This window comes from Microbacterium sp. SLBN-111 (genome assembly GCF_049739645.1).
Taxonomy (GTDB): domain Bacteria; phylum Actinomycetota; class Actinomycetes; order Actinomycetales; family Microbacteriaceae; genus Microbacterium.
Map to the genome: position 1 here is coordinate 67,852 of NZ_JBMGQH010000001.1, position 21,459 is coordinate 89,310.

At 71.1% G+C, this 21,459-nt stretch carries 20 protein-coding genes and 1 pseudogene; 7 read left to right on the forward strand and 14 right to left on the reverse strand.

From position 1 onward, the window contains the following. Nucleotides 1–11: 11 nt before the first annotated feature. Nucleotides 12–1,976, reverse strand: coding sequence for a glycosyltransferase (locus RKD05_RS00350; protein WP_424707333.1), 1,965 nt, complete (start codon nucleotides 1,974–1,976; stop codon nucleotides 12–14). A gap of 133 nt (nucleotides 1,977–2,109) precedes the next feature. On the opposite strand from RKD05_RS00350, the gene RKD05_RS00355 reads away from it, so the two are divergent. Then, nucleotides 2,110–2,727 (forward strand): DedA family protein, encoded by a 618-nt coding sequence (locus tag RKD05_RS00355; RefSeq protein WP_424707334.1) that lies wholly within the window; start codon nucleotides 2,110–2,112, stop codon nucleotides 2,725–2,727. Nucleotides 2,728–2,830: 103 nt separating this feature from the next. Here RKD05_RS00355 and RKD05_RS00360 read toward each other — a convergent pair whose 3' ends face one another. After that, entirely contained in the window at nucleotides 2,831–3,592 is a 762-nt protein-coding gene (locus RKD05_RS00360) for a fructosamine kinase family protein (protein ID WP_424707336.1), read from the reverse strand. Nucleotides 3,593–3,638: 46 nt separating this feature from the next. Here RKD05_RS00360 and RKD05_RS00365 point away from each other — a divergent pair, with 46 nt between their 5' ends. Then, nucleotides 3,639–4,421 (forward strand): DNA/RNA non-specific endonuclease, encoded by a 783-nt coding sequence (locus RKD05_RS00365; RefSeq protein ID WP_424707338.1) that lies wholly within the window; start codon nucleotides 3,639–3,641, stop codon nucleotides 4,419–4,421. 14 nt (nucleotides 4,422–4,435) lie between these two features. On the opposite strand, the gene RKD05_RS00370 is transcribed toward RKD05_RS00365, so the two are convergent. From RKD05_RS00370 to efeU, 6 genes are all read right to left on the reverse strand, one after another. Continuing rightward, nucleotides 4,436–5,038, reverse strand: coding sequence for a class I SAM-dependent methyltransferase (locus tag RKD05_RS00370; RefSeq protein ID WP_424707340.1), 603 nt, complete (start codon nucleotides 5,036–5,038; stop codon nucleotides 4,436–4,438). A 228-nt stretch (nucleotides 5,039–5,266) separates the two neighbouring features. Continuing rightward, nucleotides 5,267–5,911, reverse strand: a complete 645-nt coding sequence (locus RKD05_RS00375) for a CE1759 family FMN reductase (RefSeq protein WP_063257978.1) — start codon at nucleotides 5,909–5,911, stop codon at nucleotides 5,267–5,269. A gap of 1 nt (nucleotide 5,912) precedes the next feature. Then, nucleotides 5,913–7,118, reverse strand: a complete 1,206-nt coding sequence (locus RKD05_RS00380; RefSeq protein WP_156496061.1) for an LLM class flavin-dependent oxidoreductase — start codon at nucleotides 7,116–7,118, stop codon at nucleotides 5,913–5,915. A gap of 217 nt (nucleotides 7,119–7,335) precedes the next feature. Beyond that, nucleotides 7,336–8,625 carry an iron uptake transporter deferrochelatase/peroxidase subunit gene (efeB, locus tag RKD05_RS00385; protein WP_424707342.1) on the reverse strand — a complete coding sequence of 430 codons (1,290 nt, stop codon included), beginning with the start codon at nucleotides 8,623–8,625 and terminating at the stop codon, nucleotides 7,336–7,338. Beyond that, nucleotides 8,622–9,851, reverse strand: coding sequence for an iron uptake system protein EfeO (gene efeO, locus RKD05_RS00390; protein WP_424707343.1), 1,230 nt, complete (start codon nucleotides 9,849–9,851; stop codon nucleotides 8,622–8,624). Before efeO ends, efeB begins: the two co-directional genes overlap by 4 nt. Beyond that, nucleotides 9,848–10,852 (reverse strand): iron uptake transporter permease EfeU, encoded by a 1,005-nt coding sequence (gene efeU / locus RKD05_RS00395; protein ID WP_424707344.1) that lies wholly within the window; start codon nucleotides 10,850–10,852, stop codon nucleotides 9,848–9,850. Before efeU ends, efeO begins: the two co-directional genes overlap by 4 nt. Before the next feature lie 205 nt (nucleotides 10,853–11,057). Here efeU and RKD05_RS00400 point away from each other — a divergent pair, with 205 nt between their 5' ends. Further along, nucleotides 11,058–12,074: an isopenicillin N synthase family dioxygenase gene (locus tag RKD05_RS00400; RefSeq protein ID WP_063257983.1), complete on the forward strand. Its 1,017-nt coding sequence runs from the start codon at nucleotides 11,058–11,060 to the stop codon at nucleotides 12,072–12,074. Between the two features lie 278 nt (nucleotides 12,075–12,352). Here RKD05_RS00400 and rpsO read toward each other — a convergent pair whose 3' ends face one another. Further along, a complete protein-coding gene (gene rpsO / locus RKD05_RS00405) occupies nucleotides 12,353–12,622 on the reverse strand; it encodes a 30S ribosomal protein S15 (RefSeq protein ID WP_058598104.1) in 270 nt (89 codons plus the stop codon). A gap of 164 nt (nucleotides 12,623–12,786) precedes the next feature. On the opposite strand from rpsO, the gene RKD05_RS00410 reads away from it, so the two are divergent. The 3 genes from RKD05_RS00410 to RKD05_RS00420 all read left to right on the forward strand — a co-directional run bounded on the left by RKD05_RS00410 (nucleotide 12,787) and on the right by RKD05_RS00420 (nucleotide 15,302). Continuing rightward, on the forward strand, nucleotides 12,787–13,008 hold the full coding sequence (locus RKD05_RS00410; protein ID WP_424707345.1) for a DUF167 domain-containing protein: 222 nt from the start codon (nucleotides 12,787–12,789) through the stop codon (nucleotides 13,006–13,008). Continuing rightward, complete coding sequence (locus RKD05_RS00415) at nucleotides 13,005–14,306, forward strand: MFS transporter (protein WP_424707347.1); 1,302 nt, start codon at nucleotides 13,005–13,007, stop codon at nucleotides 14,304–14,306. The genes RKD05_RS00410 and RKD05_RS00415 overlap by 4 nt, the downstream gene beginning before the upstream one ends. 78 nt (nucleotides 14,307–14,384) lie before the next feature. Further along, complete coding sequence (locus RKD05_RS00420; RefSeq protein WP_424707348.1) at nucleotides 14,385–15,302, forward strand: DMT family transporter; 918 nt, start codon at nucleotides 14,385–14,387, stop codon at nucleotides 15,300–15,302. A gap of 112 nt (nucleotides 15,303–15,414) precedes the next feature. On the opposite strand, the gene RKD05_RS00425 is transcribed toward RKD05_RS00420, so the two are convergent. From RKD05_RS00425 to RKD05_RS00435, 3 genes are all read right to left on the reverse strand, one after another. Then, nucleotides 15,415–15,975, reverse strand: coding sequence for a YceI family protein (locus RKD05_RS00425; RefSeq protein ID WP_022879808.1), 561 nt, complete (start codon nucleotides 15,973–15,975; stop codon nucleotides 15,415–15,417). 148 nt (nucleotides 15,976–16,123) lie between these two features. Continuing rightward, nucleotides 16,124–16,489, reverse strand: coding sequence for an FKBP-type peptidyl-prolyl cis-trans isomerase (locus RKD05_RS00430; protein ID WP_013583439.1), 366 nt, complete (start codon nucleotides 16,487–16,489; stop codon nucleotides 16,124–16,126). A 150-nt stretch (nucleotides 16,490–16,639) separates the two neighbouring features. After that, the gene (locus tag RKD05_RS00435) at nucleotides 16,640–17,803 is read right to left on the reverse strand and encodes a PrsW family intramembrane metalloprotease (RefSeq protein WP_424707350.1); all 1,164 of its coding nucleotides are present in this window, start codon (nucleotides 17,801–17,803) and stop codon (nucleotides 16,640–16,642) included. A gap of 94 nt (nucleotides 17,804–17,897) precedes the next feature. Here RKD05_RS00435 and RKD05_RS00440 point away from each other — a divergent pair, with 94 nt between their 5' ends. Beyond that, nucleotides 17,898–18,764, forward strand: coding sequence for a fumarylacetoacetate hydrolase family protein (locus RKD05_RS00440; RefSeq protein WP_424707352.1), 867 nt, complete (start codon nucleotides 17,898–17,900; stop codon nucleotides 18,762–18,764). Nucleotides 18,765–18,950: 186 nt separating this feature from the next. Here the strand turns inward: RKD05_RS00440 and RKD05_RS00445 are convergent. Together RKD05_RS00445 and RKD05_RS00450 are read right to left on the reverse strand one after the other, a co-directional pair. Then, nucleotides 18,951–20,415 (reverse strand): annotated as a pseudogene (locus RKD05_RS00445) (aspartate ammonia-lyase). Between the two features lie 125 nt (nucleotides 20,416–20,540). After that, nucleotides 20,541–21,440 carry a phosphodiesterase gene (locus tag RKD05_RS00450; RefSeq protein WP_424707354.1) on the reverse strand — a complete coding sequence of 300 codons (900 nt, stop codon included), beginning with the start codon at nucleotides 21,438–21,440 and terminating at the stop codon, nucleotides 20,541–20,543. Nucleotides 21,441–21,459 lie beyond the last annotated feature (19 nt).

Here is a 21,459-nt window from a genome sequence, read left to right on the forward strand (position 1 = left end):
GTCGGCACGCCTCAGGACGTCGCGCGCTGGCGCTGGCGGTCACCGCGCGTGGGCAGCTCGACGTATCCGTCATGCTTGGGCAGGATGCCGTCGCCGGCGGTGCGGCCGCGCACCCGGCGCCACACCCACGGCAGCGCGTCGCGCATCAGCCAGCCGCCCTGCGGGACGTCGTCGTCGGCGTGCAGCGCTTCGTCGAGGCCGAGCAGCGCATCGGCGTCGGGGACGCCCAGCGCCTCGGCCGCGCGGTACGCCACGAGCCGGTGCCCGCGGGAACGGAGGTGCACGAGGTCGTCGGCCCACAGCGGGAGATCGCCGATCTCGGCCACGGCCTCGAGGTCGAGCAGGATCGCGCCGTGCGCGCGAGCGATGCGCCGCAGCTCGACGTTGTAGGCCGAGAAGCGGCGGGCGAAGATCCGTGCGGCCGCCCGGCGCGGGAGGAACGTCGTCACGAGCAGCACGTCGGCGCCCGTCCGGCGCACCGCCCGCACCGCCGACTCGACCTCGGCGACGAGCGCCGGAATGACCGGCGCGGGTCCGACGAGATCGTTCGCCCCGATGAGGATCGAGACGAGGTCGGGCCGCATCGCCAGCGCGGCGGGGATCTGCTCGTCGATGAGGTGCCGCACGCGACGACTGCGGACCGCGAGGTTGGCGTACTGGAACGTTCCCTCGTCGCTCGTGTGCGCGAGGAGCTCCGCGAGGCGGTCCGCCCAGCCGCGGAACTGCCCCGACGGCATCCGGGACGCGTCGCACAGCCCCTCGGTCAGCGAATCCCCGAGCGCCACGAAGCGCGTCCACCGTCCGCGGGTCCGCTGCACGGGCACCTCGGGCCGCTCGCCGCCGCGGACGAGCATGCCCTCGTCCATCGCGCGCAGCGCCGCCGCTTCGCGGTAGTACCCGACGAGATCGCGGGTGAGGGCCTCCCACGTGCGACCCGCCACCGCCTCCCGCGCCGCGCGCGCGAACGCCTGCCGCTTGGACTCGTCACCGACGAGGTCGGCGACACGGTCGCGGAGGTCGTCGAGGTCGCCCGGCTTGTACAGCCACCCGTCGACGCTCGAGCGGACGAGGTCGAGGGGACCGCCGACACCGGTTGCGACGACGGGGACGCCGCTCGCGAGCGCCTCCTGGATCGTCTGACCGAAGGTCTCGCTCTCACCGGGGTGCACGAAGACGTCGAAGCCCGCCATCGCCTGCGCGAGATCGCCGCCCGACAGATGGCCGGTGAAAACGGCATCCGGGATCGCCTTCTCCAGGGCAGGACGCGACGGGCCGTCGCCCACGATCACCAGACGCGTGCCCGGGAGATCGGCGAGCGCACGCAGGTCGTCGACCTGCTTCTCGGGCGCGAGACGGCCGACGTACCCGACGATGCGCTCGCCGTTCGGCGCGACCTCGGCGCGCCAGGCCTCATCGCGGTGTTCGGGCGCGAAGCGGATGGCATCCACTCCCCTGCCCCAGCGACGGATCCGGTCGACGCCCAGTTCCTCGAGCTGCCGCGACGACGCGGAGGACGGCGCGAGGGTGAGCGTCGCACGGCGGTGGAGCCGCGTGACGTGTCCGGCGACGAGCGCCGTGGCCTGAGGCAGGCCATACTTCTGCGCGTAAGCGATGACGTCGGTCTGGTACACCGCGACCGACGGGATCTTCAGCGCTTCGGCGGCGGCGAGTCCCTGCCAGCCGAGCACGAACGGGGATGCCAGATGCACCACGTCGGGGCGGAACTCCCGCAGCAGCGCGCCGAGGCGTGCCGCGCGTGCGAACACCACGCGGACCTCGGGGTACGACGGCAGCGGCACGGAGCGGAGGAGCTCGGCGCGGGCACCGTGCAGATCGGCGGTGACGTCTCCGGACTTCGGGGCGATCACGAGCGTCTCGTGACCGGCCTCCGCCAGATGGCGGAGGACGTGCAGAACGGAACCGGTGACCCCGTTCATGTGCGGGAGGAAGGACTCGGCCAGCAGCGCGACTCTCACGCATCCAGGGTGGGACCCCGCGACTCGCCGCGGCGTCGATCGCGGCCCGACGTTCGCGATGTTCACCGGATGCTCCGCGCCGGGTCACCGCACGGTCGGCATCCCGTCTCGATTCGCGACGGAGAGTGACGTCGTGGACGGGATCGATGCGTGGCTCGGGCTGATCGCGGCGAGCCCGTGGGCGCTGCCGGCCATGGCCGCGCTGGTGTTCGCGGACGCGTTCCTGGTGGTGATCCCGGGTGAGGCGGCCGTCACCGCGTTCGGCGCGCTGGCCGTCGCCAACGGCACTCCCCCGCTCTTCGCGGTCATCCTCGTCGCGGGCGCGGCGGCCTTCTGCGGCGACCTGTGCTGCTACCTCGTCGGGCGTGCCGTCGGCGTCGAACGCTGGGCGTGGATGCGCGGACCGCGCGTGCGTTCCGCTCTGGAATGGGCGCGCGCCCGCCTGGAGCGCAACGCCGCGGTCGTGCTGTTCACGGCCCGGTTCGTGCCGTTCGCCCGGCTCGCGGTCAACCTCGCCGCGGGTGCGGCGCGGGTGAATCCCGCGCGGTACCTCGGAGTGGCGGCGATCGCTGCGATGGCGTGGGCCGCGTACCAGGCGGTCATCGGCGCGGTGGTGGCCGCCCTCGTCCCGGGCGGACCGGTGGTCGCGGTGATCGTGTCGATCGTGGTCGCCGTGGGGATCGGCGTCGGCATCGACCTCCTGCTCGCGCGGCGCGCGCGGCGCCGGGCCGCGCGGGGCGTATCGGCGTAGGGCCGCTCGAGTCTCGCCGCCGAAGTTCGCAGAATCGCACGTTCTTCGCAGGATTTCGGCGCGAAGCTGCGAAGAACCACGGATCCTGCGAGCAGGAGCGGGCTCACCCCAGCGCGAGCGTGCGCTCGGCGGCATCGACCAGTTCGTCGCCGTACGCCGGACCGTGCCCCGCCGCGTGCACCGCGAGCGGATGCAGCTGGTGCACGGGCACGCGCTCGCGCCAGCCCGGACGGAGCGGATGCCGAGCGTCGTACGCCGCGAGAATGCGGTCGAGGAACGGGCAGCCGAAGAGCGCGAGCATCGCGAGGTCGGTCTCGCGGTGGCCGCCGTGCGCCGCGGGGTCGATGAGCACGACACCCTCGGCCGACCACAGCACGTTTCCCGCCCACAGGTCGCCGTGCAGGCGCGCGGGGGCGTCCGCGTCGTCGAAGGCCCCGGCGGCGATCAGCGCGCACGCCCGCCGGACGACCTCGGCACCGGATGCCGTGAGGTTCCCGGCCGCGACGGCGGGAGCGAGGAACGGCTCGACGCGCTGGGCCGCGTAGAACGCGCCCCACGTCGGCGCGGGCCGCGCCGGCTGCGTCCGGCGACCGATGAAGATGTCGCCCGTCCATCCCGGCGGTGGCGTGCCGAAGGCGGGGGCGCCGGCATCGTGGGTCGCGGCGAGAGCGGCACCGAACTCCTCGGCGGCGGCCGCGGTGGGGCGCACGGTCTCGACGCGCTCGAGGACGATTCGCGTCGGCCCGCTCTCGAGCACCTCGACGGTTCGGACACCGCCCGCGGCGGCGAGCCACGCGAGTCCCGCGGCCTCCGCCGCGAAGAATCCCGCGGGGGCGTCGTCCCGGGTCTTCACCAGCCGTTCCATCGCCCCAGTCTGTCGCGATGTCGGAGGGCCCGGGCACGATGGAGCGATGAGCGACGGCTTCGACCCCGAGTTCCTCGGCATCCCCCTGCCCCTTCCCTCCCCCGCCGTCGAGACGGTACGGCTCGACTACCCCCGGTTCTCCGTGCTGCTCGACCCCGCGCGGCGCTTCGCCGCGGTCACGGGCGTCGTGATCGACGGGTCTACCGTGCAGGACCTCCCGCGCACCGGCGAGTGGCACCTCGACCCGCGGGTCGCCGTCGACGCGCAGGCGGGTCCGGCGGTGTACGCCGACAACGACCTCGACCGCGGGCATCTCGTGCGCCGTCGCGACCCTGGCTGGGGCACGGTGGCGGAGGCTCGGGATGCCACGGCCGCGACGTTCGTCTATCCGAACGCGGCCCCGCAGGCGGCGGGCTTCAATCAGTCGAAGGAGCTGTGGCTGGGGCTCGAGGATCACGTCCTCACCTACGCCGAGAGCACCGATCAGCGGCTCGCGGTGTTCACCGCGCCGGTACTCGGTCCGGACGATCCGCCGTACCGTGGCATCCGGGTTCCGCTGCGATTCTGGAAGATCGCGGCCTGGCGGTCGGACGCGGGGCTCGCCGCCGCCGGGTTCGTGCTCGACCAGAGCGCGCTCGTCGACACCCGGCGAGGGCTGCGCGTGCCGCCGCTCGGCGCGTTCCGGACTTTCCAGGTGCCGATCCGCGACATCGCGGTCGAGGCACGCGTGGACGTCGGGCAGCTCGCCGGCGCGGACGTCCTCGCGCGACCGGGCGTCCGGCCGACCGGCGTGCGCGAGCTGCGCGACGCGGACGACATCGTGCTCTGAGCGGGCGCCGCGGCTCAGCCCACCCGCACCGCGTGAAGCAGCGTGTCGATCGCGGGATGGGCGTGGCCGCCCCGGAGCTCGGCGTCGGCCGTGTCGCGGGTGAGGCGCTCGCAGCGCTCGAGGCGGAACCGGTCGCCGAGCGCCCCGCGCAACAACTCGGGCGTGTAGAGGATCGCGGGGTCGGACGGTCCGTGCCCGCCTGCGGCGATGTTCTCGACGTCGTGTCCCACGACGACGAGCGTCCCGCCGACCGTCACCCACTCGGCGATGCGAGCGATCGCCGCGGCGTTGTCGTTCAGGTGCAGGTAGCACGACACCACGAGATCGACGGATGCCACCGGCTCCCACGCGTGGACATCGGCGCGGACCCACGACACGGCGTCGCCACCGAGTCGGTCCGCCGCAATCGCGAGGGCCTCGGCCGAGAAGTCGACGCCCGTGACGTCCCAGCCGCGCGCGGCCAGCCACAGCGCCGTCCGCCCGTCGCCCGTAGCCACGTCGATGGCCGTCCCCGGCGTCAACGGCGCGGCGATCTCCCGCACGACGGCGGGCGGCTCGCTCGCCCACACCCCTCCGGCCGAGGCTCGATAGCGCTCGTCCCACTGCGCGGCATCCATGCCCTCACCCTAGGGCCGCCGCGGGACCTGGGTGATCCGTGCGACGCCCCCTTCGGCCGCACAAGCTCAGCGATTCGCACGACCTCAGCCCGCATCCCCGCGACCGGACGAAGCTGCGCGGATGGCTGAGCCAGCGCCGCCCGCGCAGCCCGTGCAGCCCGTGCAGCACGCGCATCACGCGCAGCACGAAGCCCCGCCCTCCCGGAGGAGAGCGGGGCTTCGAACGGGTCACTCCCCGGCGAGACCGCCGAGCAGGTGACCGAAGGACTTGCCGGCGCCGAGGTACGACGCGGGGTCGTAGGGGTCGGCATCCTGCACGGGCTCGCGCGCGGCGATCGCGTCGGCGAACTCCCGAGCGGCGCGGTCGACGCGCGCGCCCAGCGGCGCGACCTCGTCCGCGTTGGACCCCCAGTCACTGGATGCCGCGAACACCCCGGTCGGAACCGGGTTCGCGTGCAGGTAGGTGAAGAGGGGGCGGATGGCGTAGTCGATCGCGAGCGAGTGGCGGGCGGTGCCCGCGTTCGCTCCGAGCAGGACCGGCGTGCCGCTCAGGGCCTGCGGGTCGAGCACGTCGATGAAGGACTTGAACAGGCCCGAGTAGCTCGTCGAGAAGATCGGCGTCACGACGATCAGGCCGTCGGCCGAGACCACGGAGTTGATCATCTGCTCGAGTGCCGGCGGGGCGAACCCCGTCAGCAGGTTGTCGGTCAGGTCGTGCGCGAAGTCCCGCAGCTCGAACACGTCGCTCGTGGCGTCGATCCCGCGCGCGCGGAGCTCGGTGAGCGCCGCGTGTGCGAGCCGGTCGCCCAGCATGCGCGTCGAGGAGGGGGTCGAGAGTCCCGCGGTCACGACCGCGATACGACGGGCGGTCATGTCAGGCCCCCACTCGCGTCGCGGCGGCACCGAAGGAGCTGCCGGCCTTGGCCGGGGCGTCCTGGTAGGGGCTGCCGGCGGTCAGGTTGTCACCGCGGTTCGCGCCGGGCACGGCCTGGCGCGGAGCGGCGCCGGCGTAGATCTTCTCGACGAGGTTCGCGTGCGTCGGAGCGTCGGGCACTTCGGCCGGACGGTTCTTCTGCAGCTCCTTGCGGAGCACGGGCACGACCTCGCCACCGAGGATGTCGAGCTGCTCGAGCACCGTCTTGGTCGGGAGTCCGGCGTGGTCGATGAGGAACAGCTGCCGCTGGTAGTCGCCGAACGTGTCGCGCATGGCGGCGTAGCGGTCGATGATCTGCTGCGGCGAGCCGACGGTCAGCGGGGTCATCTCGCTGAAGTCCTCGAGGCTCGGGCCGTGGCCGTAGACGGGCGCGTTGTCGAAGTACGGGCGGAACTCCTTGACGGCGTCCTGCGAGTTCGACCGCATGAACACCTGGCCGCCGAGACCGACGATCGCCTGCTGCGGCGTGCCGTGACCGTAGTGCGCGAAGCGCTCGCGGTACAGCATGATCAGGCGCTGGTAGTGCTCCTTGGGCCAGAAGATGTTGTTCGCGAAGAAGCCGTTGCCGTAGAAGGCGGCCTGCTCGGCGATCTCGGGCGTACGGATCGACCCGTGCCAGACGAACGGCGGAACGCCGTCCAGCGGACGCGGGGTCGAGGTGAAGCCCTGCAGCGGGGTGCGGAACTTGCCCTCCCAGTCGACGACGTCCTCACGCCACAGCTTGTGGAGCAGGTCGTAGTTCTCGATGGTCAGCGGCAGGCCCTGACGGATGTCCTTGCCGAACCAGGGGTAGACCGGGCCGGTGTTTCCGCGGCCGAGCATGAGGTCGGCGCGACCGCCCGACACATGCTGCAGCATCGCGAAGTCTTCGGCGATCTTCACCGGGTCGTTCGTGGTGATGAGGGTCGTGGAGGTCGTGAGGATCAGACGCTCGGTCTGGGCCGCGATGTACGCGAGCGTCGTGGTCGGCGACGACGACCAGAACGGCGGGTTGTGGTGCTCGCCGAGCGCGAAGACGTCGAGCCCCACCTCTTCGGTGTGCTTCGCGATCGTGAGCGTGTCCTTGATGCGCTGGGCTTCGCTCGGGGTCTTGCCGGTGGTCGGGTCCTGGGTGATGTCGCTCACCGTCATGACACCGAACTGCATCCCGGGCCAGTTGTTCGTCTCGTTCGCTGCGTTCATCGTGTTCAGAGCCCCTCTTGTTTGTATGCATCTGAATATACATCGTGAAACGCAGAACCGCGAGATCTATTCCCGGTGGTCGCCGGCACCCCTGCGTAAACGCTCCCGCTCAGCAGAAACGCTCGGACGCGGCGTTTCCGCCGAGCCCGAGCGTTTATGCGAGAGAAAGAGAGCCCCAGCCTCAGGCGCCGAGCAGCCCCGCGCCGATCGACGCGCCGGCCTGCGGGGCGGGCGGCACGGCCCACAGACCCGAGCCGACGTGCTTGAGGTACTCCCCCATCGCGTCGGTGGCCAGGGACTTCTGCAGCGTGATGTAGCGGTCGGGACTCCGCTGGAACGACAGGAAGAACAGACCCGCGTTCAGCCGCCCGAGATCCGTGGTCCCGTCGACGAAGTTGTAGCCGCGACGGAGGATCCGGATGCCGTTGTTCATGTCGGGATGCGCGAGTCGCACATGGCTGCGCGCGTCGATGCGGGTTTTGCCCGTGGCATCCGTCGCGGTGAAATCGGGCGCCGCGAACTCGTCGCCGCCGGAGAGCGGAGCACCCTGCGCTTTGTCGCGTCCGACGACCCGGTCCTGTTCGGCGAGGCGCGTCCGGTCCCACGTCTCGATGAGCATTGCGATGCGCCGCGCGACCAGGTACGACCCGCCCGCGAGCCACGCCGGACCCTCGGATGCCGGGACCCAGACGTTCTCGTCGAGGGCGGCGGCGTCGTTCGCGAGGATGTTCGCCGTGCCGTCCTTGAACCCGAACAGGTTGCGCGGGGTCGACTGGTCGGCCGTGGTCTTCGACGTGCGGCCGAACCCGAGCTGCGACCACCGGATGCTCGCGCGCCCGAAGGCGATGCGGCTGAGGTTGCGGATCGCATGGACCGCAACCTGCGGGTCGTCGGCGCACGCCTGGATGCAGAGATCCCCGTCCGAACGCTCGGGGTCGAGGTCGTCGCCGAGGAACGCGGGCAGACGCTCGAGCCCGGCGGGACGCTGCGCCGCGAGACCGAAGCGGTCGTCGAACAGCGACGGGCCGAACCCGAACGTGATCGTCAGGTTGCTGGCGGGCAACCCCTGCGCCTCGCCCGTGTCGTCCGGCGGAGCCTCGGGCGAGCCCCCGACCGCACCGGTCGCGCTCACCTCGAGACCCTGCATCATGCGCGTCGCCGCGTACGTCCAGTCCGACAGCAGCGACGCGAGGTCGTCGCGCGTCGTCCGCGCCATCATGTCGTACGCCGCGAAGTGCAGGTGCTCCTGCACCGGCGTGGTGATGCCCGGCTGATGGATGCCGGATGCCGAGGCCACGGCATCCATCGCCTGTCGCGCCTGCGTCTGGCCGTAGGCGGCGCCACCGACCAGACCCGCGCCGGCGCCCACGACGAGACTCGTGGCACTTGCGCCGAGCGCGAGGCCGATCAGGTCGCGCCGGGACACGCCGCCATCGGCATCCTTCTCGGGCTGCTCTTCGGTCACGGTCACTCCAGGACGGTGGAGGTGAGCTGCGACAGCGGCTCGGCGAGCGCGTTGATGAGATCAGTGAGCTGGCGCTTGTCCGCGTCGGTCAGCTGCGTGTAAGGCACGAAGCCGGCGTCGGCCGAGCCGTATTTGGCCAGGGCGGCCTCGAGATCGGCGTATCCGGTGTCGATCCGCGTGACGAGCGAGGCGCCCTTGTCGCCCTTGGACTCGGCGAAGTCGCGCACGAGCGAGAAGGCCATCTTCGAGCCCTCGACGTTGGCGGCGAAGTCGTACAGGTCGGTGTGCGACCACCAGTCCTCTTCCCCGCTGATCTTGCCGGTCGCGACCTCGTCGAGGAGCGCGATGGCGCCGTTGGAGATGCCCGCAACGCCCTGGTCGGTGAGCGCCTGCTCGAACGCGTCGGAGTGGACGTAGTCGTAGAGCTCCTGCGTGTCCTTGATCAGGGTCTGGCCGTAGGTCGCGCGCTCGTCGGGGGTGGACGGCGCCCAGTTCTTCCAGGCCGGGGTCTCACCGTCGGCGTTCAGCGCGTCCTGCGCGGGAACCCACAGGTCCTTCTCGATGCGGTGGAAGCCGGTCCACGACAGTCCCTCGGCGGCCGCGTCGACTTCGCGGTAGTCGATGCGCGGGTCGAGGTCGCCCAGCGCCTCGGCGATCGGCTCGATGCGCTCGTAGTACGCGCGCACGCGGGGGTACTGGTCGCGCGCGGCCGCATCGTCACCGGACTCGTAGACGCCGGCGAACGTCTGCACCGCCGGGAGCAGCTGCCCGACCTGGTCCTTCACGAACGCGGCGTACAGGTCGATGGCCTGCTGCTTCTGCTCGGCGTCGGCGCCGTCGATCGCCACCGCGTCGCCGGTGACCGTGAAGCCGGCCTTCCCGACCCCGTCGCCGACCATGCCCGGCTTGCAGAGCGTGAAGTAATCGCCCGGCTGCGCCGTCACCGTGAGGCTGCGCGACGCTCCCGGAGCGACGTTCTCGACCTCACCGACGATGCGCAGACCGTCCGAGGCGAGCAGATAGAACTCGGTGACCTGGTCGCCCTTGTTCACCACGTCGAACGCGAGCGTGCCGCTGCTCGCGGTCGCTGCGGAGACGTCGCAGCCGTCCGCCGTCGAGGTGACGGTGAGGGCTCCGGCGGAGGCGGCGTCGGTCTTGGCGACGCAGCCCGAGAGGACGAGGACGGCCGCGCCGGCCGCGGCGGTGGCCGCGAGGAGGCGTGTCGGGTTCATGATGCTCCGTTCGGGTGGGCGGTGGATGCCACGGCGGGCGCGGCATCCGGAGTCTGGGCGGCCGCGGTGGGGGCGGTTGCGGCGGAGGCGGGCGCGGAGGGGGCGACCGCGGCGGGACGACGACCCGCCCGTACACCGCGGATGAAGAGGGGGACCACGACGGCGACGTACACGACCCACGCGATGACCTGGAGCCAGGTCATCTGGGGCATGAACCCGACGGTCGCCTGGAGGAGGGCGGCGAGTCCGCCGCTCGGGGCGATGACACCGGACAGGTCGAAGGCCCAGCCGAAGGGGAATCCGGCCCAGCCGATCGCGACGGCGCCGGTGGCGGGGTCGATCGGGGCGCCGGCTCCGAACGGACCGGGAAGGGCACCGCCCTCCTGCAGATCGTGCGCCGCGTACGCGAGCACGCCCGCTGCGACGACGACGAGGAACGCGCCGGTCCAGGTGAAGAACCGCCCGATGTTCAGCCGCAGCATCCCGCGGGCGATGAGCCAGCCCAGCAGCGCCGCGGCGATCAGACCGATGAGGGCTCCAAGGAGAGCGAGCGGTTCGCTCCCGAGGCCCTGGACCATCGACCACAGCAGCAGCGTGGTTTCGACTCCCTCGCGGGCGACCGAGACGAAACCGACGAGAACGAGCGCCCACACGCTGCCCTGCAGCGCACGGTCGATGCCGCCCTCGAGCCCCGACTTCAGCGTGCGCCCGGCCTTCTGCATCCAGAAGATCATCCAGGTCACCATCGCCACCGCGAGCACCGAGAGGCCGCCGCCGATGAGCTCCTGAGCCTGGGTCGTGAGGGCGTAGGCGCCGAACGTGAAGATCGCGCCGATGACCACGGCCAGGGCGATCGCGAGGCCCACGCCGACCCACAGCCGGGGCAGGGCGTCGCGCCGCCCGAGCTTGGTGAGGTAGGCGACCAGAATGCCCACGACGAGGGCAGCTTCCAGCCCCTCGCGCAGCCCGATGATGAACGGGGCGAAGAAGGAGGCAAGCACGGGCGAAGACCGACTTTCGGAGTTTCGAGTGGGGACCGCGGAATCGCGGAAGGTAAGGACAGCCTCACCTGACTCGTCTAGATTACGCAATGTCGGCCCCTCCTCGCACCCCGCCGCCCGGCGGGTCAGCCGTCGGACAACCGGAAAGCGGTAACCGTCGGCAACATTCGCCCGAGGTCGGCGCGGGCCGACCTAGCCTCGAACCATGTCCGAGCTGAACCTCCCGATCCTCGACCTCTCGCTCCTCGACCAGGGGCCCGAGGCCGCCGCCCGCTTCCGCGACGAACTGCGCACCGCGACGCGCGACGTGGGCTTCTTCTACCTGACGGGCACCGGGATCAGCCCCGAACTCGAAGCGCGGCTCCTCCAGGCCGCGAAGGACTTCTTCGCCCTGCCGGAGGAGGAGAAGCTCGCGATCGAGAATGTCACGAGCCCCCACTTCCGCGGATACACGCGGGTCGGCGGCGAGCTGACGCAGGGCCGCGTCGACTGGCGCGAGCAGATCGACATCGGTCCCGAGCGCGAGGCCATCAACGACCCGGACGGCCCGGGCTACAACCGGCTCGTCGGGCCCAACCTGTGGCCCGCCGCGCAGCCCGAGCTCCGCGACGTCGTGACCGAGTGGCACGACCGTCTGACCGAGATCGCGCGGACGCTCCTGCGCGCGTGGGCGCTCTCCCTCGGCGCCGAGGAGGAGTACTTCGACCGCCACTTCGGCGACCCGCAGACGCTCATCAAGATCGTGCGGTACCCCGGCAAGGACGACCCGACGCCGCAGCAGGGCGTCGGCGCGCACAAGGACTCCGGCGTCCTCACGCTGCTGTGGGTCGAGCCGGGCAAGGGCGGGCTCCAGGTCCTCCGGGACGGCGAGTGGGTGGACGCTCCCCCGGTGCCCGGCGCGTTCGTCGTCAACATCGGCGAGCTGCTCGAGTACGCCACGCAGGGGTACCTGACGGCGACGAACCACCGCGTCGTCTCGCCGCGGTTCCCCGACGAGCGCATCTCGGTGCCGTTCTTCTTCAACCCCGCCCTGGACGCGGTCCTCCCGATCATCGACCTGCCCGCGGAGCTGGCCGCCGAGGCCCGCGGCGTCGAGGACGACCCGACGAACCCGATCCACGCCACCTACGGCGAGAACGCCCTCAAGTCGCGGCTGCGCGCCCACCCCGACGTCGCCGAGCGCTGGCATCCGGACCTGGTCGCCGCCCGCGCGGCATCCTGAGACTCCCGCCCCCCTTACCGATAAACGCGATCCACGGGAGAAAACGCGCTGACGACGCGTTTCTGCCCGTGGATCGCGTTTATCGATGGATGCCACCGACCCGGCGCCGTCGCACGCGCACAGCGTGCACGCGCTGCGCAGCGCGACGACATCGCGCCGCACACGCGCTTCGCAACGCCGCGCACGCGCTTCGCAACGCCGCCCGGGAATGACGAAGGCCGCCCCACACCGTGGGGCGGCCTTCCAAGAATGTTTTGCGCGATTGAACGCTGGTGCGATTAGCGACGCAGACCGAGACGCTCGATGAGCGAGCGGTAACGGTTGATGTCGACCTCCTGCAGGTAACCCAGCAGGCGACGGCGCTGACCGACGAGCAGGAACAGGCCACGGCGCGAGTGGTGGTCGTGCTTGTGTGCCTTGAGGTGCTCGGTGAGGTCCTTGATGCGCTGCGTCAGCATCGCGACCTGCACCTCGGGGGATCCGGTGTCACCGGGGTGCGTCGCGTACTCTTCGATGATCGCCTTCTTGACGTCTGCTTCCAGTGCCATAGGTGATCCCCTTCCTCTTCGTTGCGCGGCGCCCGACGCCTGATGCGTGGGCTCTCTTTATCCGCGGCCGATCGAACGGCAACCGCATGAGTCTACCAGCATCCGGATGCCACCACCCACCCGTCCGCGAACCCTACGCCCCGGGGGTGCCGTAGCCTCGATGGGTGCAGATCACCGTCCGCGTGAAGCCCGGCAGCCGGCGCGGCCCCCTCGTCGAGGACGGACCCGACGGCCTCCTCGTGCACGTGCGGGAGCGCGCCGCCGACGGTGCGGCGAACGCGGGCGTCGTCCGCGCCCTCGCGGAACACTTCGGCGTCCCGCCGCGCGACGTCGAGATCCTGCGCGGCCACACCGCCCGCGTGAAGCGCGTCGAGGTCGGAGAGTGAGCCGGGGCGGCGCGCTGATCGACCTGCGCCCCCTCACCTCCTCACCGGCGTTCGCGCGCCTGTGGATCGGTTCCACGTTGTCGGGCATGGGCGGACAGCTCACGGTCGTCGCGGTCATGCTGCACGTGTTCGAGTTGACGCAGAGCACGTTCGCGGTGTCGATGATCGCCGTCGCGGGCCTGGTCCCGATGGTCCTCGCGGGGCTCTACGGCGGCATGCTCGCGGATGCCTTCGACCGTCGCACCGTGGCCCTCCTCGCCGCCTCCGTGACGTTCCTGTCCACCGCTCTGCTCGCGGCCCTGGCGTGGACGGGCATGGAGAACGTGGCATCCCTCTTCGTCCTCAGCGTCGTCAACTCGGCCGCGAACTCGATCGTCATGGCCACGCGCTCGGCGATCACGCCTCGCCTCCTCCCCCGCAACCTCCTGCCCGCCGCGGCGGCCCTGCAGGGCGTCACGGTCGGGATCATGGTGATGGCCGGTCCGGCGCTCGCGGGCGTCCTCGTCGCGTTCGCGGGCTACGCGTGGACCTACTCGCTCGACGTGCTGCTGATGACCTCGCTGTTCCTCGGCCTGTGGTCGCTGCCGCGCCTGCGGCCCGAGGGTGAGATCGTCCGGCCGGGCCTGGAGTCGTTCCGCGACGGCGTCCGGTTCCTGCGCCGCGCCCCGAACATCCGCCTGCAGTACCTGCTCGACATCATCGCGATGACGTTCGGCCAACCGATCGCCCTGTTCCCCGCGATCGGTGCGGTCCTCCTCGGCGGCGGCGCGATCACGACCGGTATCCTCACCGCGGCGATCGCGGCGGGGGCGTTCCTGTCCAGCCTCTTCTCCGGACCGGTCGGCCGCGTCCGCCGTCAGGGTCTCGGAATCGAGCGGGCGATCCAGGTCTACGGTCTGTCGATCGGGGTGTTCGGCGTGATCCTCCTCGCCGCGACGCTCGGGTGGATGCGCCCGGCAGACACCGGCGAGAACGCCGGCGCGGTCGTGCTGATCGTGCTCGCGGCGATCGTCCTGGCGGTCTCCGGGGCATCCGACAACGTCAGCGCCATCTATCGCTCGACGATGATGCAGGCGGCGGTTCCGGATGCCATGCGCGGACGCCTCCAGGGCATCTTCATCGTCGTGGTCGCCGGCGGTCCCCGCGTCGGCGCGCTCTACGCCGGCACGCTCGCGACCCTCACGTCGCTGTGGGTGCCGCCGCTGTTCGGTGGCATCCTGATCCTCGCCCTCGTCGGCGTGCTCGTGCGCTTCTCGCCGCGGTTCCGCGAGTACGACGCCCTGAACCCGGTGCCGTAAGGTCAACGACCGGCGGATTCCGGACGTCTGAGCCGGCCGCCCCGGCACGTGTCGGAGCCCGGGCCTAGGGTCGGGATCGTGACATCCGCTCCGTCCCCCTCTCCCGTCTCCGTAACGGTGCAGTTCGTCCTCACCGGCATCGTGTGGGGGTCGAGCTTCCTCTTCATCGCCGTCGCCCTCACCGGCATGACGCCCGCGCAGGTCGCCGGCGGCCGTCTGCTCTTCGGCGCGCTCGCCCTGGCGGCGGTCGTCGCGATCCGGCGGGAACGGATGCCACGGGACCTGCGGATCTGGGCGCACCTGTGCGTGCTCGGCGTGACGTTCTGCGTCGTGCCCTTCCTGCTGTTCGCCTGGGCGGAGCAGCACGTGTCGTCGGGACTCGCGAGCATCTTCAACGCCACCACGCCGATCATGACGGCGATCATGGCGTGGGCGGTGTTCCGCGTCGAGCGACTCCGGGCGGGCCAGCTCGCGGGGATCGCGCTCGGCATCCTGGGGGTCGTCGTCATCATCGCCCCGGGCGCGCTCGCCGACCTCGGTGGCAGCACGGTCGCGCAGCTCGCGCTCCTCGGCGCCACCGCCTGCTACGGGTTCAGCCTCGCGTACATGCGCCGGTTCCTCGGGAACGCCGGGCTGTCGGGCATCGCGTTCGCCTTCGGCTACATCGGCCCGGCCGCGCTCCTCATGCTGCTGCTGTCGCCGCTGATCCTCGCCGAGCCGATGACCCTCACTCCCGCGGTGATCGGGAGCATCGTCGCGCTCGGCGTCCTCGGCACGGGCCTCGCCTACGTCTGGAACCAGAACACGCTGCGCGCGTGGGGGCCGACCCGCGCATCGACCGTGACCTACATCACCCCGGTCGTCGGGGTCGCCCTCGGCATCCTGGTCCTGAACGAGCGGCTCACGTGGAACGAGCCCACGGGTGCGGTCATCGTGTTCCTCGGCATCCTGCTCGTGCAGGAGCGCGTGCGCTTCGGGCGCCGGGCACACGCCTGACCGCGGCGCCTCGGGGCCGCGCCCGCGCCGGACAGCCGCGCCCCCGCACACCCGGAAACGACGACGGCCCCGGATGCCGAAGCATCCGGGGCCGTCGTGAAGGGTCGAGCGATCAGGCCTGGAGGGCGAACTGCAGGTCGAGCTCGATGGTGACGTCCTTGCCGACCAGCACGCCGCCGGTCTCGAGGGCGGCGTTCCACGTGAGGCCGTAGTCCTCGCGGTTGATGACCGTCTTGGCGGTCGCGCCGGCCTTGTAGTTGCCCCACGGGTCGGTGCCGAAGCCACCGAAGTCGATGGCGAAGGTGGCGGGCTTGCTGACGCCGCGGATGGTGAGCTCGCCGTCGACGAGGAAGTCGCCGTTCTCGACGCGGGCACCGGTCGAGCGGAAGTCCATGGTGGGGTAGGTCTCGGTGTCGAAGAACTCGGCCGAGCGGAGGTGCTGGTCGCGACCCTCGTCCTTGGTGTCGACCGAGGTGACGTCGACGGACGCCTCGACCGTGGCCTCGAGCGGGTTCTCAGGGGCGACCAGGGTGGCGCTCTTCATGCCGAAGGTGCCGCGCACCTTGGAGATCATCATGTGGCGGACCGTGAAGGTCACCTCGCTGTGCGAGGGGTCGAGCACCCAGGTGCCCGCCTTGTAGCCGGGGATCTCGAGCGTGGTCGTGTCGGTCATGTCACTCCTTGAGGTCTGGGGAGCCAGATCGGCGTCCTGCCGGGGTCCAACTCGCATTCATCCGAATGTATTCCACGATTCCCGAAAAACACGAACCCGAGGGGGCCGGAGCTCCCTCGGGTGCGTGAACAGGCGGTGAAACGCTCGGTCAGCCGACCTTCAGCAGGTCGATGATGAAGATGAGGGTCTTGCCGCCGAGGAAGTGGCCGCCGGCGGGACCGTACGCGAGGTGCGGGGGGATCACGAGCTCGCGGCGTCCGCCGACCTTCATGCCCGGGATGCCGTCCTGCCAGCCCTGGATCAGGCCGCGCAGCGGGAACTGGATACTCTCGCCGCGACCCCAGGACGAGTCGAACTCCTCGCCCGACTCGTACTCGACTCCGGCGTAGTGCACGGTGACGGTGTCACCGGGCTTGGCCTCGTCGCCGTCGCCGACGATGATGTCGCGGATAACGAGGTCGGAGGGGGCGGGGCCGCTGGGAGCGTCGAACTCCGGCTTGGTGCGATCAGTCATGACACCATCCAAGCACGCACTGCGCACCCGCGAACCCCCTGGACAAAGACTCAGCGCCCGGTGCCGCGGCGATGCCTGCGTGTCTCCCGGGCGCTGAGTTGGCCTACAACGATGGTGCGCCCGCTCCCCGACGTGTGTCAAGACCCCCGCTCAGCGGGCGAGGAGCGCGGCCCGGGCCGCGGTGGTGCGCTGGAGCAGTTCACGCTCCTGGGCGGGCGCGGTGGCGTCTCGACCGGAGAGCGCGCGCTGTCGCGCGGCGGCGAGCGCCGTGGCATCCCGGATGAAGGTCTTCATCACCGCCGACCGATCGCCCGGCAGAGAACGCGCCCACGCGACCGACGACCGGCGCCCGGGGCCGGTCGCGAGCATGTCGACCTCCTGCGGCGTGAACCAGCCCGCCGCGGCGTACTCCCCCAGGCGCGCCCGGGTGAGCCGCGCCTCCTCGCGACGGAGGGCCAGGATGCCGAGGATGAACAGCACGAACAGGGGCACCTGCAGCGTGGCGTAGACCTCGAAGAAGTTGAAGAACGTCGCCGAGCCGTTCCACAGCGCGTGCAGCAGCATCGCGCCGACCAGTCCGGGGAGGGCGTACCGCATCGCGGGCCCGGTGCGCAGCGCTCGACGTGCGGCCAGCCCGAACGCGAAGCCCGTGAGGCTCGTGAACATCACGTGCGCGAACGGCGACAGGACGGCCCGCAGGAAGAACACGCTCACGACCTGCACCGTCCCGCCCTCGATGAAGCTCACGGCGAAGTACTGGATGTTCTCGGTGAACGCGAATCCGGCGCCGATGAGGGCCCCGTAGACGATGCCGTCGACGGGACCGTCCAGGTACCGGCGGGCACCCGCGTACAGCAGGAGGAGCCCCAGCCCCTTTGCGATCTCCTCGACGATCGGAGCTTGCACGACGGAGCGGAACACGTCGCCGAGGCCTCCGGTGAGGAACGACAGCAGCGCGTCGACGCCCAGGGCGATCGCGACGGCGGCGATGGCGCCCCACGCGACGGCGAACACGAGGAGTCGGCGCGGTTCCGGTTCCCATCGGTCGATGAGCCGCACAGCGAACCACACGATCACGAACGGCACCACCGCGAGGATCATCCCGACGATGGATGCCGCGGGCCCGAGGAACCGCAGGAAGTACAGCACGAGCAGAGCCAGCACCGGCACCAGGAGTGCCGCTGCGACCCACAGGATGGCCCCGCCGCGGCGGGGGCGCGGAGGGACGGCGGCGGCGGTCGCGGAGGCCGGCGCGTCGGCGATGCGGGCGGGCTCACCCGGACCCGGCTGCCACAGGGGCGAGGGGTAGCTCATGCGGACAGCCTAGGGGCGTCGGCGGAGCGGCCCGGGGAGGGTTGCGGCAGCCGGGAACGGCATCCCGCGCCGACCGGACCGGTAGCGTGGAGGCATGCGTTTCGCCCACGTCCGTTCCCCGGAGGCGGCGGATGCCCCTCGCTTGATCACCGTGCACGGCGAGGAGTACGCGTTCGTCGACGAACTCTTCCCGGGCGCTCCGTCGACCCTGGAGCAGCTCATCGCCGGCGGCGACGACCTGCTCGCGCGCGTACGGGAGAGCGCGGACGCCGGGGCGCGGCATCCCCTCCCGGGCGTGACCTTCGCCTCCGCGGTACTCGCTCCCCCGACGATCCTCGCCGTGGGGCTCAACTACGCCGCGCACTCCGGCGAGCTCGGGCTGAAGACGGATGCCGGACCCACCGTGTTCGTGCTGTGGCCGAACTCGTTGACCGCGCACGAAGGCACGACCTCGTGGCCCCGCACCCTGAGCGAGGCCGTGGACTACGAGGCCGAACTCGGCGTGATCATCGGGCGCCCCGGGCGTGACGTGGCCGAAGCCGACGCCCTCGACCATGTCTGGGGCTACACCGTCGTGAACGACATCACGGCGCGGAATATCCAGTTCTCGGAGGCGCAGTGGTCGCGCTGCAAGTCGTTCGACGGCTTCACCCCGACCGGCCCCTTCGTCGTCACGGCCGACGAGATCCCCGACCCGCAGGACCTCCACATCTGGACGGTCGTCGACGGCCACACGGTGCAGGATGCCTCGACGGGACAGATGGTGCGGTCGGTCGCGACCCTCATCCACAAGCTGTCCGAGTCGGCGACGCTGCTCCCCGGCACGCTCATCTCGACGGGAAGCCCCGGCGGCGCCGGCTACTCCCGCGATCCGCAGATCTTCCTCCGCGACCGTTCGACCGTGACCGTCGGCATCGACGGCATCGGCGAGCTCACGACGCACTGCCGCATCCTGGGCTGACCCCGCGCTCGCGTCGCGGCGCCGCGCCCGCGGCATCCCGGGCCCCGATCGCCGAGACTGCATCCGGCTGACAAGACCATTGCAGCGTGCAGTGGAGATGTCAGGCGGATGCAGTCTCGCGGGCAGAGCGGCGGCGGCGCAGCGCGGCGGCGCGGCGCGGCGGCGCGGCGCAGCGCCCCGCGGCGCTCAGTCCTCGACGACGCTGTCGGCCGCGCGGATCACCGGGATCGCCTCGGTGATCGCCTGCAGACCCGACAGGCGTGCGGGTGAGATCTGCTTCATGACCTCGTCCCGGGTCATGAGGCCGGCCTCCACGACCAGGTCCGCGACGTTGCGGTGCGTGAGGAGCGCGGTCTTGGCGAGCGCGGCGGCCGCGGCGTACCCAGATGAAGGGCGTCAGGGCGGTCACGACGCCGACCGACGACCCGACCATCGCGCCGAGACGCTCGCGGTTCGCGGTGATGCCGTCGATGCAATTGACGCGCAGCGTCCACATGGCCTGACGCATCCAGGTGATCGACTGGAAGATCGAATGCGCGATCACCGGCTCGAACGCGTTGAGCTGGAGCTGGCCGCCCTCGACCGCCATCGTCACGGTGAGGTCGGCGCCGGCGACGGCGAACGCCACCTGGTTCACGACCTCGGGGATCACCGGGTTCACCTTGCCGGGCATGATGCTCGACCCCGCCTGACGTGCGGGGAGGTTGATCTCCCCCAGACCCGCCTGCGGACCGCTGGAGAGCAGCCGCAGGTCGTTGCAGATCTTCGAGAGCTTGATCGCGTTCCGCTTGAGGGATGCCGAGAACGACATGAACGCGCCGGTGTCGCTCGTCGACTCCACCAGGTCGGTGGCCGTCGCGAGGTCGAGCTCGGTGATCTCACGGAGGTGACGCAGCACCGCCGGACCGTACTCGGGGTGCGCGGTGATGCCGGTGCCGATGGCCGTCGCGCCCATGTTGATCTCGAACAGCAGGTACGCGTTCTCGGTCAGACGGCTGTAGTCCTCGCCGAGCGTCGTGGCGAAACCGTGGAACTCCTGCCCGAGCGTCATGGGCACGGCATCCTGGAGCTGCGTGCGTCCGACCTTGAGGACGTCGTGGAACTCCTCGGCCTTGCCGAGGAACGACTGTCGCAGAAGCGCGAGTTCCTCCAGCAGGCTCCGCAGCGTCAGCGACAGACCGATCTTGATCGCGGTCGGGTAGACGTCATTGGTCGACTGGCTGCGGTTGGTGTCGTCGATCGGCGACAGGAAGGCGTAGTCGCCCTTCTCCCGCCCCGCCATCTCGAGCGCGATGTTGGTGATGACCTCGTTCGCGTTCATGTTGGTCGACGTGCCCGCGCCGCCCTGGATCACGCCGACGGTGAACTGGTCGTGGAACTCGCCGTCGATCACGCGCTGCGCGGCCCGATCGATGAGATCGGCCTTGCCCGGGTCGAGGACGCCGATCTGACGGTTCGCGCGCGCCGAGGCCTGCTTCACCATCGCGAGAGCCACGACGAGATCGGGGTAGACCGAGATGGGTCGCTTCGCGATGGGGAAGTTCTCCAGAGCCCGCGCCGTGTGGATGCCCCAATAGGCATCGGCGGGGATCTCGAGCGAGCCGAGGGAGTCGGTCTCGATGCGGGTGCGCGTCATTGCGTCCAAAGCCATGGGGGATGTCCTCGTGGGTCGTTCACGGCGGTCAGGGATCCCCCGAGCCTAACCACCGCCCGCACGAGCGTCGCTGGACGCCACGGCCTGTCGCCGGGTTCCTCCCCTCCCCGGCGTACAGCGTCTCACCGCTTGCGCGAGAAGGCCTCGAGACGTTCGTCGGGGGTCAGGGCGGCCATCCGCGCGGTCCACTCGGGCGTGAAATACCCGGCCGGCTCGGCATCCACCACCGGCACGACCGCGTGGGTGATCGTGTCGTCCCACACGTGGACGAGGTGGAAGGACTGCCCGGCATCCATGCCGTTGACCTCGTCGGCGGGCCGCGCGAGATCCATCGTGTAACAGGAGGCGGCCGAGACGCTCACGGGCACCCCGGCGAACGTGCCGGATGTCGAGTAATGCAGGTGCCCGGCGAGGATCGCCCGGACGTCGCTGCCCGCGATCGCCGCGGCGAGGCCCGGCTGATCGCGCAGCTCGAGGATGTCGAAGAACGGGATGTGGGTCGGCAGCGGCGGGTGGTGCAGCGCGAGGATGGTGCCCAACGGCGCGGGTTCGGCCAGTTCGGCGCGCAGCCACTCCAGCTGAGCGGCGTCGAGGTCGCCGTGGTGCCACCCCGGGACGCTGGAGTCGAGCGCGATCAGGCGGAGGCCGTCGAGGTCCCACAAGCCCGTGACGGGTTCCTCGGTCGGTTCCCCGTCGAGCAGACCCGCCCGCAGAGCGGGACGCTCGTCGTGGTTGCCCGCGACCCACACCACCGGCGCGCCCAGGCGCGCGGCCCACGGCTCGACGGCCTCGCGCAGCGCGCGATACGCGTCGGGCTCGCCGAGGTCGGTGAGATCGCCGGTGAAGACCACGGCATCCGGACGGACGCCCGTCGCCTCGGCGGCCTCGAGGGTCCGCCGCAAATGCGCTGCGGTGTCGTAGCGCTCACCCAGCAGCCGGTCGCCGGCCAGCAGATGCGTGTCGCTGAGATGGAGGATCACGCGCCGCGCGGGCGTGTGCTGACCGAACTGCACCGATGCCATGCCCTCAGCCTACGAGGGG

Coding starts and splice junctions, on each gene's coding strand:
- RKD05_RS00360 (WP_424707336.1), bottom strand. CDS start 3,592: ATGGAACGGCTGGTGAAGACCCGGGACGACGCCCCCGCGGGATTCTTC.
- RKD05_RS00365 (WP_424707338.1), top strand. CDS start 3,639: ATGAGCGACGGCTTCGACCCCGAGTTCCTCGGCATCCCCCTGCCCCTT.
- RKD05_RS00370 (WP_424707340.1), bottom strand. CDS start 5,038: ATGGATGCCGCGCAGTGGGACGAGCGCTATCGAGCCTCGGCCGGAGGG.
- RKD05_RS00375 (WP_063257978.1), bottom strand. CDS start 5,911: ATGACCGCCCGTCGTATCGCGGTCGTGACCGCGGGACTCTCGACCCCC.
- RKD05_RS00380 (WP_156496061.1), bottom strand. CDS start 7,118: ATGCAGTTCGGTGTCATGACGGTGAGCGACATCACCCAGGACCCGACC.
- efeO (WP_424707343.1), bottom strand. CDS start 9,851: ATGAACCCGACACGCCTCCTCGCGGCCACCGCCGCGGCCGGCGCGGCC.
- RKD05_RS00400 (WP_063257983.1), top strand. CDS start 11,058: ATGTCCGAGCTGAACCTCCCGATCCTCGACCTCTCGCTCCTCGACCAG.
- rpsO (WP_058598104.1), bottom strand. CDS start 12,622: ATGGCACTGGAAGCAGACGTCAAGAAGGCGATCATCGAAGAGTACGCG.
- RKD05_RS00425 (WP_022879808.1), bottom strand. CDS start 15,975: ATGACCGACACGACCACGCTCGAGATCCCCGGCTACAAGGCGGGCACC.
- RKD05_RS00430 (WP_013583439.1), bottom strand. CDS start 16,489: ATGACTGATCGCACCAAGCCGGAGTTCGACGCTCCCAGCGGCCCCGCC.
- RKD05_RS00435 (WP_424707350.1), bottom strand. CDS start 17,803: ATGAGCTACCCCTCGCCCCTGTGGCAGCCGGGTCCGGGTGAGCCCGCC.
- RKD05_RS00440 (WP_424707352.1), top strand. CDS start 17,898: ATGCGTTTCGCCCACGTCCGTTCCCCGGAGGCGGCGGATGCCCCTCGC.
- RKD05_RS00450 (WP_424707354.1), bottom strand. CDS start 21,440: ATGGCATCGGTGCAGTTCGGTCAGCACACGCCCGCGCGGCGCGTGATC.